The organism is Butyrivibrio sp. WCD2001 (assembly GCF_000424485.1).
Taxonomy (GTDB): Bacteria; Bacillota; Clostridia; order Lachnospirales; family Lachnospiraceae; genus Butyrivibrio.
In genome coordinates this window covers 32,860-45,067 of the sequence record NZ_KE384200.1, presented here as the reverse complement: position 1 = coordinate 45,067, position 12,208 = coordinate 32,860, and the positions used below count along the sequence as shown (strand labels likewise).

General features: G+C 42.1%; 14 protein-coding genes. 2 read left to right on the top strand and 12 right to left on the bottom strand.

Annotation, left to right across the window (positions count from 1 at the left end; all coding sequences use genetic code 11):
• Positions 1-78: 78 nt before the first annotated feature.
• The 10 genes from G630_RS25985 to G630_RS0118080 form a co-directional block, all read right to left on the bottom strand.
• Positions 79-534 (bottom strand): hypothetical protein, encoded by a 456-nt coding sequence (locus tag G630_RS25985; protein WP_330363839.1) that lies wholly within the window; start codon positions 532-534, stop codon positions 79-81.
• A 58-nt stretch (positions 535-592) separates the two neighbouring features.
• A complete protein-coding gene (locus G630_RS0118125) occupies positions 593-1,015 on the bottom strand; it encodes a bis(5'-nucleosyl)-tetraphosphatase (RefSeq protein WP_026499391.1) in 423 nt (140 codons plus the stop codon).
• Positions 1,016-1,076: 61 nt separating this feature from the next.
• On the bottom strand, positions 1,077-2,006 hold the full coding sequence (locus tag G630_RS0118120) for a hypothetical protein (protein WP_026499390.1): 930 nt from the start codon (positions 2,004-2,006) through the stop codon (positions 1,077-1,079).
• Between the two features lie 45 nt (positions 2,007-2,051).
• Complete coding sequence (locus G630_RS25225; RefSeq protein ID WP_196805826.1) at positions 2,052-3,053, bottom strand: GNAT family N-acetyltransferase; 1,002 nt, start codon at positions 3,051-3,053, stop codon at positions 2,052-2,054.
• Between the two features lie 622 nt (positions 3,054-3,675).
• Positions 3,676-4,074: a 30S ribosomal protein S9 gene (gene rpsI / locus G630_RS0118105; RefSeq protein WP_022761304.1), complete on the bottom strand. Its 399-nt coding sequence runs from the start codon at positions 4,072-4,074 to the stop codon at positions 3,676-3,678.
• Positions 4,075-4,094: 20 nt separating this feature from the next.
• Positions 4,095-4,523 (bottom strand): 50S ribosomal protein L13, encoded by a 429-nt coding sequence (gene rplM, locus G630_RS0118100; protein WP_022761305.1) that lies wholly within the window; start codon positions 4,521-4,523, stop codon positions 4,095-4,097.
• A 220-nt stretch (positions 4,524-4,743) separates the two neighbouring features.
• The gene (truA, locus tag G630_RS0118095; protein ID WP_022761306.1) at positions 4,744-5,490 is read right to left on the bottom strand and encodes a tRNA pseudouridine(38-40) synthase TruA; all 747 of its coding nucleotides are present in this window, start codon (positions 5,488-5,490) and stop codon (positions 4,744-4,746) included.
• Positions 5,491-5,555: 65 nt separating this feature from the next.
• On the bottom strand, positions 5,556-6,356 hold the full coding sequence (locus G630_RS0118090; RefSeq protein WP_022761307.1) for an energy-coupling factor transporter transmembrane component T family protein: 801 nt from the start codon (positions 6,354-6,356) through the stop codon (positions 5,556-5,558).
• Between the two features lie 32 nt (positions 6,357-6,388).
• Complete coding sequence (locus tag G630_RS0118085) at positions 6,389-7,234, bottom strand: energy-coupling factor transporter ATPase (RefSeq protein WP_022761308.1); 846 nt, start codon at positions 7,232-7,234, stop codon at positions 6,389-6,391.
• Entirely contained in the window at positions 7,225-8,076 is an 852-nt protein-coding gene (locus G630_RS0118080) for an energy-coupling factor transporter ATPase (protein ID WP_026499389.1), read from the bottom strand. Before G630_RS0118080 ends, G630_RS0118085 begins: the two co-directional genes overlap by 10 nt.
• A 209-nt stretch (positions 8,077-8,285) precedes the next feature.
• Between G630_RS0118080 and G630_RS24925 the strand changes: the two genes are divergently transcribed.
• Both G630_RS24925 and G630_RS24920 read left to right on the top strand, forming a co-directional pair.
• Positions 8,286-10,151 (top strand): flagellinolysin, encoded by a 1,866-nt coding sequence (locus tag G630_RS24925; protein ID WP_155832030.1) that lies wholly within the window; start codon positions 8,286-8,288, stop codon positions 10,149-10,151.
• Positions 10,152-10,169: 18 nt separating this feature from the next.
• Entirely contained in the window at positions 10,170-10,343 is a 174-nt protein-coding gene (locus G630_RS24920; protein ID WP_155832029.1) for a hypothetical protein, read from the top strand.
• A gap of 101 nt (positions 10,344-10,444) precedes the next feature.
• Here G630_RS24920 and G630_RS0118065 read toward each other — a convergent pair whose 3' ends face one another.
• The gene (locus G630_RS0118065; RefSeq protein WP_022761311.1) at positions 10,445-10,981 is read right to left on the bottom strand and encodes a bL17 family ribosomal protein; all 537 of its coding nucleotides are present in this window, start codon (positions 10,979-10,981) and stop codon (positions 10,445-10,447) included.
• 156 nt (positions 10,982-11,137) lie between these two features.
• Complete coding sequence (locus tag G630_RS0118060) at positions 11,138-12,100, bottom strand: DNA-directed RNA polymerase subunit alpha (RefSeq protein WP_026499387.1); 963 nt, start codon at positions 12,098-12,100, stop codon at positions 11,138-11,140.
• Positions 12,101-12,208 lie beyond the last annotated feature (108 nt).

Sequence of the window (12,208 nt, the reverse complement as noted above, 5' to 3'; positions counted from 1 at the left end):
GGGTATTTCAACTGTCATGTTGAAGTCCATCATCTGGGTATCAGTTTATCCACACTTGAACTCCCTTTTCCACATTCCTTATTCCATATAGCTTTCCTCCAGAATTCTCAATCCTTCCTTATAATCCTGTCCCAAAACTTCCTGTGTCTTTTGGAAGTCATACTTCTCATGTAGTCTGTCATGAACCTTTAAGAACTCTTTCTTTCCGTATTTCCTTATATATAATGCCTGAGCCTTTGCTGCATTTGCCCCGTCATTTGATGGAATATAAAATCCTTTATTGCAATTTTCGAGCTCATCACACTCATAACATCCGTCCAAATCTTTTTCCTTACAGCATCTCACATTCGGACATATTCTGTCCTCCGCACAGGTAACAAAAGAGCAGACATTGTGCTTCGTTCTGCAGGACCCGCACCACTCTGAAAGGAAACAGTGATTACAGGAAAAGCCACAATAAGCAACAGGATCAGCACCCTTTCGTGCTATCTTGCAGAGTTTATTCTTGATGCAGCGCATGGCTTCTATATGCATGATCCAGTGACGGCTAAATGGCATCTGGATCAGTCCTTTAAATCTTTACAATATTTTTTCATATATAGTTCTTTTTTATATAAGCATCGGCCTGCTTGAGCAATTCTTTTTTATTGTCGTGTTCAATAATATCAATAGCTTCCTCAAGTCTAAGACTTTTTAAGGTACGAACTTCATTTTGGCGTACCACACAAGGCTTAGCATCTGTATATTTTGCAAGAAAATAAACAACTTCCTTCCTCGTTCCAGGCCTCTCTGCTGGATTATAGCTTTCTGTCACTCTGAAATCAGTATTTAATTCTACTTCAAGATTTGTCTCTTCTTTTATTTCACGAAGTGCTGTTTCTTCCTCGTTTTCATTATTTTCCACATGTCCTTTCGGAAAGCTGTGACAGCCACTCATTTCCTCTACAAGAAGATACTTTATTTCTCCATTTTCCAAAGTAAAAACAATTGCTCCACATGATTTTTCAAATACCATGACTTTCTCCAATATCAAATCTGTATCATACTATAGGCACAATAAATATTCTTTTATGCTATCACAGAATTTCTAATCCTGTTAGCCTTATTTTATCCAACTGCTCTGCGCTCAGTGTACCCGCCCTGTAAAGATTAAGATATTCATTTTCAATTGACGAGTCGAAGATCAGCAGATCATCAGTATTTATGGTAACCCTGACACCATTCTCCACCAATATTTTGATTGGATGTGTTTTATAATCCTTTGCAAATCCCAGCATTACATTGCTGCTGGGGCAGACATTAACCTGTATCTGATTATCAGCAAGAAATCTCATGGTTTCTTTGGATGTTGATGCATTAATTCCATGATGAACTTCTGATAGGCCCAAAGTCTCTACAGCCCTTCTTACATCCTCAGCCGAACCTGTTTCTCCAACATGCATCTTCTTGGTCAAATGGTACTTCTCAGCCTTTCTATACAGTGGCAAAAAAGCTTCAAATGGCTGGACTTTTTCTCCTGCGCAAATATCTATCGCCTTAAAGTATCCTGAACTGGCATATTTATCGAGTTCGTCTGCCTCTTCTTCCACGTTTCCAAAGGAGGGATATGTCAGCTCAGCTTCAAAGATACTATCCGGACAATATGTTTTATGGAACCCTTCAATAAGTTCTTGGAACTCTTGTACCGTTCCTACCTGATCCACTTCAGCTGTACCAAAATTCATAACAAGACGAGTAATATTATTTCGCCTAGCCTCAGTAAAAGCGCCCTCCCATCTAAGCAGCATATTTTCATAGCCATCACAAAAGGGTTTTATAGAGGACCTAAACCATGCCTGCATACCTTCAAGTCCATCAAGGCGCTGTGGTGGCTTAGGAATATCAACATTCAGTTTCTGGGCAAGCCACTCTCTCCTGCATCCTTTGGTAGAGTGATTGTGGAGGTCACTCTTGGGTGTAGCCAGAAGTTTGCTTATATTGTTTTCCTTTAAACCTTCTACAAACATTGTGTCCCTACTCTATCTATTTTTTATTTATGGATATAACACCACTTAAAGCCTGATTCTGTATTTCTCAAGCGTAACATTATCTTCCTTCACAAAAACCGTCTCGACAAATTCTCCGTTATTTGCCAAGATTGTTTTCCTACTAGCTTCATTTTCAGGAAGACAACTTACATAAACCTTTTCAAATCCGAAACTCGAAAGAAAATCCAAAGCCTTAGCCAGCATCTTTTTTGCGTAACCTTTTCTTCGCTCTGATGGGCGAACCGAATAACCCACATGTCCTGTATACTTTTTCATCCTCTCGGTGAGAACATTGTGAACCTGCATGCAACCTACCATCTTCATATCAGACTTCCTGATGACTAAAAGCACATTTCCCCATGCACCATGTTCATCTGCTTTTCTCCTTGGGTTGGCCCAGCCTATACAGTAATCTACATATTCTTGTATGTCAGGCATTCTTTTCATGGAAAAGCATCCATCAAATGAGGACCCGGCATCCAACATTTCCTGTCTGTATGCTGCTATTTCTTTTGCAAAGTTCATTGTAGGCTCAGCAAAAAGAAGCTCCTCATCAGCAATTTCTTTTCCCGGAATATATTCAACGCAGAATTTTTCGCAAACCACGCGCGATTCCCAGCTAAATTGCATTTTGTTTTCGCCAAGACAATCCATAAAAAATGTTTCGTGAACCTCACGCCAGTATTGGAGCGATCTGTCGCCCTCCCCCTCGGCATAAGCGTGAAAAGGAGGCACATCCCCAAATGCTCTCACGTACACGTCATAAGTTCTGATCACGCATACAGCCTCGTCTTGGCTATTCAGTATTACACTGTAATCACCGATTTTCGGAAGCGCATCCAAAGCATCCTCCATAACATACTCATCGTAAGAGCTTGCTGTTCCAAACTTTTTTCCCTCCAAAACTAATTCTGAAAGCTTGTCCATATCTTCTTCAGTACTGCCAAATCCCCAAGCTTCGTATGGTGTATTTATATCTATATTCTTCTTTGAACAGAACTCTGTCCATAACTCTTTATGTGTCATTATGCCTTTTCTCCCCCATTTCTCTCGTATTATCACATACATTGTAGTATGCAATATAATCTACCGGCATGCAAATCAAATAATTACAGTTCATCTGAGATATTTATCCATAGATCACATCTTTTTTCTGCTGAATATGACTCAAATTAGAAGCTAATAGAATTGAAGTCAACGGATTCCAACCTGGCTGTTGACTCAGGTACAAGATATTAGAAATGCGGTCATGAAAATTCCCTAGGACCATTGACTCATTCTTGAAATTACATGATTTGAGGTCAACGCATCCCCATGCAATAGTTGACCCATATATGGTAATACTGGATTTGCAGTCAAATCCACAACCGTAGCTGGTTGACTCATATAGAATAATCTTGGAATTGCAGTCAATCAGACACACTGCGATCATTGACTCAAACAGAATAAAACAAGATTTGTAGTCAAGAACACTCAGAATCACAAACCAATAGACATGCCTTAAGAATAAGCCTGAATAGAATTAAAAAATGAAATTACTAATTTCTGAATAGGATTGACTTAAATAGAAAACCGGAAGCCACACAGGCTTCCGGTAATAGATCTTTGAATATTTCCGAAGAAACAACATTCTGCAATAGCAGATTGATCATCTCTTTGAGAACTGAGGAGCGCGACGAGCCTTTTTGAGACCGTACTTCTTTCTCTCCTTCATTCTAGGATCACGTGTAAGGTATCCAGCCTTCTTAAGTGCAGGTCTGTACTCATCAGAATCAGCCTGAAGAAGTGCTCTTGAGATACCGTGACGGATTGCACCAGCCTGACCTGTTGTGCCGCCACCGCGAACTGTTACGTTAACATCGAACTTATCAAGAGTATCTGTCAGTACAAGGGGCTGACGAACGATAACCTTAAGAGTCTCAAGTCCAAGATACTCGTCGATGCTTCTCTTATTGATAGTGATATTGCCCTTACCGGGTGTAAGATAAACTCTGGCGATAGACTTCTTTCTTCTACCTGTGCCATAGAAACTTGCTGCTTTAGCCATTTTCAAATTCTCCTTTCAGATTAGAATGTAAGTACTTCGGGCTTCTGAGCTGCATGATCGTGCTCAGGGCCTACGTATACGTGAAGCTTTGTGTACATCTGTCTGCCAAGAGAACCCTTGGGAAGCATTCCCTTTACTGCATGCTCGATAACACGCTCCGGGTGTGTCTCCATCATCTGACGAAGAGTGAACTCCTTGTGGTGTCCAACGTAATCTGTGTGGTGCCAGTACATCTTCTGGTCCATCTTCTTACCTGAAACCTTAATCTTCTCAGCGTTGATTACGATTACATAATCACCTGTATCAATGTTGGGTGTATAAATCGGCTTATTCTTTCCTCTAAGTACATTAGCAACGTTAGAAGCAAGACGACCGAGTGTCATATCTGTTGCGTCTACAACATACCATTTCTTCTCAACAGAAGAAGCATTAGGCATATATGTGTTCATTCTAATTACCTCCATAACCAGTTAACAGTTAAACTCTGGTGCGAAGAACCCTTCACCTGATCCATTCGCTTATATATTGTATAAGATATACGCCTCGTTACTTACCGGGATAACTTTGGCGATAATCGTCACACAGTCATATATTATATGCTTATTTCTTTCAATTTGTCAACCCAAAATCCACCGAAAATAGCACAAAATAGCTGAGGTTATAAAAATTTTATAATTCCTCGGGGAATCTGTATTCTATAAGGAAAAGTCCCTGCGGCGGAGCTGTCGGTCCTGCTGCCGCTCTGTCCTTTGCTCCGATCATCTTTTCAACGTCCGAAGACTCGCCCTTCCCCCTGCCTATCTCCATCAGAGTCCCCGCTATAATTCTCACCATATTATATAAAAAGCCGTTGCCTGTGATTCTAATCACTATCTCATCGCCCTGTCTCACAGCCTCTGCCGAAATAATCCTTCGAACATGGCTTAGTGCCTGAGATCCGGCTGCACAAAAGCTTGAAAAATCATGTTCTCCCACCAGGTACTTGGCAGCCTCGTTCATCCTCTTTTCATCAAGAGGATAGCTGTTATGGCAAAAATAGAGCCTCTTAGTAGGCACCATTGTCTTAACGTTCAGGATTCTATACTCATATGTCTTCTCTGAGAGGCACTTTCTCGGATGGAATTCAAGCGGAACTTCCTCCGACCGCATGATTCTGATATCATCGGGGAGCTTATTATTCAATGCCGGTGCAAAGCTTTCAGCAGGAATGGTGGATTCTGTTTTAAACACCACCAGATTTCCATATGCGTGCACTCCGGCATCTGTCCTGCTGGCACCGATAATCTCCGAATCCTCACCGGTCAGCGCATCAACGGCATTTTTCAGCTCACCCTCTATTGTCCGGGTGTTTTCCTGAAAAGCGAAGCCGTGATAGCCGCTCCCATCATATGCAACTGTCAGCATAATATTTTTCAAATCTTAGCCCTCAATTATATGCATATAAGGATATATCAATAATAAATTGCACAATATTGCGTCAATCAAAACAGAATTCCCACAGCGATCATTGCGCATAAATACACAAAAATCACTATATATGCAAAAATATCCCATTTCTTATAAGCAAGAGGCTTCATTTTAGTCCTGCCTTCGCCGCCTCGATAACATCTGGCCTCCATAGCCATAGCAAGGTCTCCTGCCCTTCTGAAGGCAGATATGAAAAGCGGAACAAGAAGCGGTATCAGACTCTTAGCCCTCTGGATAAGCGATCCGCTCTCAAAATCGGCACCTCTTGCCATCTGAGCCTTCATGATCTTGTCTGTCTCTTCCATCAAAATCGGAATAAATCTGAGTGCAATCGACATCATCATAGATATCTCATGTACCGGCACATGGAACACCTTAAGCGGGTTCATGAGGCTCTCCATACCGTCCGTAAGCTGATTTGGGGTGGTAGTGAGCGTCATTATTGAAGACCCTGTTATAAGGAAAACAAGCCTCACTCCCATCATAACCGCTATTTTAAGTCCCTCTTTGGTTATTTTCAGTTTCCAGAAAGTCACCAGAGGCTCTCCGGGCGTCAAAAAGAGATTAAACAGCATAGTGATAAGAAGCAGCAAATAAATAGCCTTCATGCCCTTAAAAATGAATTTTGCGGGCACATTTGACTTCATAATGGCAAGCACAAGAAAGGCTGCTGCTATCAAATATCCTATAAAATTGTCTACTACAAAAAGGGATACAATATATACCAGTGTCGCTACAATTTTTACCCTCGGATCCAGTCTGTGAATAGCGGAATCTGTCTGGTAATACTGTCCCAGCGTTATATCTCTAAGCATTCAGTACATGCTCCCAACTTTTTATATAAAAATCATCCAAAAACCCGCATAATCTCATCTGCTGCCTCATCAATAGTGGTAGCATCCGTATGTACGGGAAATCCGGCTTCTCTGAGCTCCTCCATAACATATGTAACCTGCGGTGCAGCAAGACCTATAGCTTCAAGCTCTTTGTAATGCGCAAATACTTCCTTCGGGGTTCCGTCATAGACTGCTTCACCCTTATTCATGACTATTATTCTGTCGACGTAATTCGCCACATCCTCCATGCTGTGTGACACCAGAATTACCGTGATTCCCAGCGTATCATGAAGTTCAGCGATTAAATCAAGTATCTCATCCCTGCCTTTAGGATCAAGTCCTGCGGTAGGCTCATCCAAAATCAGCACCTCCGGCTTCATAGCAAGAACTCCGGCTATAGCCACCCTCCTCTTTTGTCCCCCGGACAGATCAAACGGAGACTGATAAAAATATTCATCCGGAAGGCCTACCTTTTTAAGGGCATCATACGCTCTAAGCTCTATCTCTTTCTGAGGAACCCCCAGATTTTTTGGCCCAAAGCACACATCCAGGAAGCAGTTTATCTCAAAAAGCTGATGCTCGGGATACTGAAAAACGAGTCCCACCTTGGCTCTGAGATTTTTTCTGTCATATTCGGGATCGTTTATGTCCTTGCCATCAAAGAAGACAGAACCTGATGACGGTTTCATAAGGCCGTTCAAATGCTGCACAAGGGTCGATTTTCCCGATCCGGTGTGCCCAATAAGGCCTATAAACTGGCCATCCGGTATCTGAAGCGACACATCATTTAAGGCTGTCCTTGCCATCGCTGTATCGGCCTCATATATGTAATTTACATGATCTAGTATTATTGCCATTTTAATCCCTTCAAAGCAGCTACAAGTTCCCCTCGGTCCAGAATTCCCTCGGGAATATTAAGTCCTCTTTGCCTAAGCTCATGCGCAAGAAGAGTTACCTGCGGAACACCCAGCCTCAATTCCTTAAGTTTATCCACCTGTGAAAAAATCTCCCTGGGGGTACCCTGCATCTTCACATGTCCCTTATCCATAACAAAGACCTTGTCGGAATAGATAACCTCTTCCATATAATGAGTAATCAGAATGATCGTTATCCCTTCCACGTCGTTCAGGGCTCTCGCTGCGCGGATAACCTCTTTTCGTCCGTTCGGATCAAGCATGGCTGTCGGCTCATCAAAAATGATGCATTTCGGGTGCATTGCAATAACTCCCGCAATTGAAACCCTCTGTTTCTGTCCTCCGGAGAGGTGATTGGGTGAGCTTTTCCTAAATTCGTACATTCCTACGGTCTTAAGGCTTTCCTCTACTCTCTCCCATATCTCTTTTGTGGGAACCCCCATGTTTTCCGGTCCAAATCCCACATCCTCTTCAACAACCTGTCCGATTATCTGATTGTCGGGATTCTGAAAAACCATGCCCGCTTCCTGTCTGACACTCCAGAGATTACTTGCATCCGAAGTGTTCATTCCGTCAACAAAGACAGTACCCTCAGTGGGGAATAAAAGTGCATTAAAATGCTTGGCCAGTGTAGATTTTCCTGAACCGTTGTGTCCGAGAATGGATATAAATTCGCCCTTTTTGACTTCCAGATCCACTCCGTCAACAGCGGTGGTTATCCCTTCTACGTTGCCTTCCTCATCTCGTCTTATATATTCAAATGTCAGATTCTCCGTACGGAGCATAGTTTCTGAACTCATTTTGCCTCTTTTTCAGTATTATTGCGCTCTTAAAGTACATCCTCACTATTTTATTATATGCAGTTGTGAAAAACAAGCACAGCTGCGCACTTCTTCTGCCATATTTAAAAAGTGTAAAATTTTTTCATAAAACTGCCGATAACTTTAGTGTAAAGGACTAAAAATATCGATTTATTATCATTAAGGGGCAGCTTGTGGTAATACAACATAACATGCAGGCATCGTATGCAAATATGATGACCGGTATCACAACTTCAGAACGAGCTAAAACAGCCGAAAAGCTGGCTTCAGGATATAAGATTAATCGCGCCGCAGATAACGCAGCAAGTTTAACCATATCTGAAAAAATGCGCCGCCAGATGAGGGGACTTACACGCGCTTCCTCAAATGGCAAAGACGGCATTTCTATGGCCCAGGTTGCTGACGGTGCTTTACACGAAGTACATGAAATGCTTCAGCGATGCAACGTGCTTTCTATTCAGGCCGCTAACGGAACCCTTGCGCCCGAAGACAGAATAGCCATCAATAACGAAATCAAGCAGTTAAAAAGTGAAATAAACGCGATCACCAGTCGTACCAAATTCAACGAAACTCCCATTTTCCCTAAAAAAGGTCGTCTTCCGAGATTAACTACTCTCAATCCGCCTTCTTCTGTAGCAAATGGGATGAAATATCTTGCACAGAAAATCTCTAATGAGTATTTCCCCAACGCTGTAGAACAGATACTAAACAGTTTTTCTCCTATGGGAAATACAGTAAGGACAGCGGCTGAAAACGATAAAACTCCCTATTATTCAACAATGACTATCAATACAATAGACGGTGTGGATAACGTATTGGCATCCATGTCCGCCCAAATTTCATGGCCCGGACAGAACTTCACACCAGGTTCTCTACTGCTTTCAGTGGATAAGGCCGATTTCCCTTCCCTGAATTTAAGCCAAGATAAACTCAGTTTGCTTGAATCAACGGTTGCACACGAAGTAATGCATGGTGTTATGGCTACAGTTTATCCCGAAAGAATGAATATAGGTACAGGTCCTGAAGACTTTCCGCTATGGTTTATAGAAGGAACAGCGCAGTTATCAGGTGGCGGCTATTCATCCGGTTGGAATAGTTATCTCAGTAGTTGTGCAAGTACACTTTCCAGTGCAAACGATCCCTCCAGAGACTATAATATTGCTGCATACCTCTCACAAGGCGGACAATATACAGTCGACGGAAGAGTTTATGGTCATGGTTATCTGGCAGCTGCCTATGCCGGTTACCTTGCTTCCGACACAAATGATTTCTCAAAAGCCACCATTTTAACCGGAATGAACAAAATCTTCCAGGGTTTCATCGATAACAAAACCGATAGCTTTGATACCGTTCTTACAAGCCTTATAGGTATATCCGAATCCGATTTAAAGGATTGCATCAACAACGGTAGTTACTCAAGTCCTGCATCAGGCAAAATGGGCGCAGTAGAATTTGTAAGAAGACTCTCATACGAAAGTCTTGGTGGTGTAGGATCACTTATTACTCCTTCACTTAGCACAGGCGGAACAAATATACTTGGCGAAACTGCGAAAAAGAACAAGCAACCGATTGAAATCATGAATACCACTTTGGGTTATGTTCAAATGGACCTTACTACCGAGAACCAGAAAGGACGCGGATCTTCTATCGCTCTTCACCTCGGAACAGACGCTGATATGACAAACAAAGTGGAAATTGAACTTTTTGACATGAGCACAGATGCACTTCTTATTACAGATGTAAATCTTCTGACAGAAGATAACGCAACCAACGCTATTGACAATTTTTCTAATGCAATCCTGATGGTAAGCGGTGTAAGAAGTTATTTTGGCGCTATTCAGAACCGTGTCGAGCATACTGTATACAATCTTAACAATGTTGTTGAAAATACTACCGCTGCAGAGTCACGCCTCCGCGATGCAGATATGGCTGAAGAAATGGTGAGACTTTCCACATTAAATATCCTTCAGCAGGCCGGGCAGTCTGTGCTGGCACAGGCAAATCAGACCCCTCAGGGTGTTATGGCACTTCTTCAATAAATTTGCTAAAATGACTTTATGTCAAACGAATACTTTAAACCACTAATTATAATAATTGCACTTATTATCTTATGTTCCTTACTGGCCCGTACTATGTCGGGTGGTGAAACGCTTGCAGAATACGCAAACAAGCATCCCGATCAGGCTTATGGAACATCTACAGAGATTGTATCTGATGGCAATGCAGATTAGAATCTATTAAATTGTTGTAGGAATTAGAATCATGCACTGCTAAGCGCACATAAAAAATGAGCGATACGACTAATCGTACCGCTCATTTTTTATTATGTTAATTATACAAGCTCAAGAACAACCATCATAGCTGCATCGCCCTTACGCTGACCGATCTTAACGATTCTTGTGTAACCACCGTTACGGCTAGCATACTTAGGACCATACTCTGTGAAAAGCTTCTCAACAAGGTCGATCTGCTTTGTGTTCTTCTTTCTTCCAGCAGCTTCCTTCGGAACCTCAGTTACAGGATAGAGAGTCTTGAGGATCTGTCTTCTAGCGTGCATACGTGAAGGCTTATCCTTTTTGATCTCCTTCTGAACAGTATCATAAACTGTTACCTTCTTGCCATCCTTAACTTCCTTAACGCGCTTGCCATCCTTGTCCTTGCGGGCAACCTTAGCCTCAACAGTAACTGTCTCGTAGTTGTCCATCTCCTTAGCTGCAAGAGCGATGATAGGCTCAACGATCTTCTTTACTTCCTTAGCTCTAGCCTCGGTTGTAACAATCTTACCATTGTAAAGAAGCATTGTTGCCTGGTTTCTGAGGAGTGCTCTTCTGGGCTTTGTAGCCTTTCCTAACTTTCTGTACATTGCCATAATAATTTACTTCCTTTCTCAATCGCAGAGTTCCCTCTGCTGTGGTGCATACCGGAATACGCTTTGGTTTTACTCCCGATATGTTGTGTTAATACCTAATGAGAATCCGCATCCGTACACGTCGGCTTTACCATCAGCGAATACTAACCTGTTTTATCAGTTCTGATCTTCACCTGTTCTAAGTGCAAGTCCAAGCTCATCAAGCTTAGCAAGCACTTCCTCAAGGGACTTACGTCCAAGGTTACGAACCTTCATCATATCATCGGGAGTCTTGTTTGTAAGCTCCTCAACAGTATTGATTCCGGCTCTCTTGAGGCAGTTGAAGGAACGAACACTGAGCTCAAGCTCATCGATGCTCATCTCAAGAACCTTTTCCTTCTCATCATTGTCTTTCTCTACCATAACTTCTGCAGTCTTGGCATTCTCAGACAGATCGATGAAGAGGCTAAGATGCTCACTAAGAACCTTTGCTGCAAGGCTTACAGCCTCATCGGGAGCAAGTGTTCCGTTAGTGTGAACATCAAGTGTCAGCTTATCATAGTCAGTAACCTGACCTACACGTGTATTCTCTACACTGACATTTACACGTTCAACTGGTGTATAGATAGAATCTACTGCAATAACACCGATAGGAAGATCTGCAAGCTTATTCTTATCAGAGCTTACATATCCTCTGCCCTTTGTGATGGTGAGCTCCATGTAGAGCTTAGCATCCTTACCGGACAGTGTTGCAATAACCTGCTCAGGATTTGTGATTTCTATATCCTGATCAACCTGAATATCAGCAGCTGTGACTACACCCTCGCCTGAATACTCGATGTATGCTGTCTTGGGCTCATTAGTCTCAGAATTATTGCGAATAGAAAGATTCTTGATATTCATTATGATCTCAGTTACATCTTCCTTTACTCCGGGAATAGAACTGAACTCATGCAGTACACCTTCGATTTTGACCTGACTTACTGCTGCTCCAGGCAAAGAGGAAAGCATAATTCTTCTGAGTGAATTACCAAGAGTAATTCCATAACCTCTCTCAAGAGGCTCAACAACGAATCTGCCGTACTTCTTGTCCTCTGAAATCTCAGCAACTTCAATATTTGGTCTTTCAAAATCAAACACTGACATACCCTCCTTATGGTTTTATGGTGTTTCTAAAATTAAATAATTCAGAGCCGGGTTCGAAAACGCACGCGCTTTCGAACTATGGCCACGCTGAACTATTTTAAA

Bases quoted from the DNA above. Each gene is read 5' to 3' on its own strand.
- G630_RS25985 (WP_330363839.1), bottom strand. From the start codon at position 534: ATGCATATAGAAGCCATGCGCTGCATCAAGAATAAACTCTGCAAGATA.
- G630_RS0118125 (WP_026499391.1), bottom strand. From the start codon at position 1,015: ATGGTATTTGAAAAATCATGTGGAGCAATTGTTTTTACTTTGGAAAAT.
- G630_RS0118120 (WP_026499390.1), bottom strand. From the start codon at position 2,006: ATGTTTGTAGAAGGTTTAAAGGAAAACAATATAAGCAAACTTCTGGCT.
- G630_RS25225 (WP_196805826.1), bottom strand. From the start codon at position 3,053: ATGACACATAAAGAGTTATGGACAGAGTTCTGTTCAAAGAAGAATATA.
- rpsI (WP_022761304.1), bottom strand. From the start codon at position 4,074: ATGGCTAAAGCAGCAAGTTTCTATGGCACAGGTAGAAGAAAGAAGTCT.
- rplM (WP_022761305.1), bottom strand. From the start codon at position 4,523: ATGAACACATATATGCCTAATGCTTCTTCTGTTGAGAAGAAATGGTAT.
- G630_RS0118090 (WP_022761307.1), bottom strand. From the start codon at position 6,356: ATGCTTAGAGATATAACGCTGGGACAGTATTACCAGACAGATTCCGCT.
- G630_RS0118085 (WP_022761308.1), bottom strand. From the start codon at position 7,234: ATGGCAATAATACTAGATCATGTAAATTACATATATGAGGCCGATACA.
- G630_RS0118080 (WP_026499389.1), bottom strand. From the start codon at position 8,076: ATGCTCCGTACGGAGAATCTGACATTTGAATATATAAGACGAGATGAG.
- G630_RS24920 (WP_155832029.1), top strand. From the start codon at position 10,170: ATGTCAAACGAATACTTTAAACCACTAATTATAATAATTGCACTTATT.
- G630_RS0118065 (WP_022761311.1), bottom strand. From the start codon at position 10,981: ATGGCAATGTACAGAAAGTTAGGAAAGGCTACAAAGCCCAGAAGAGCA.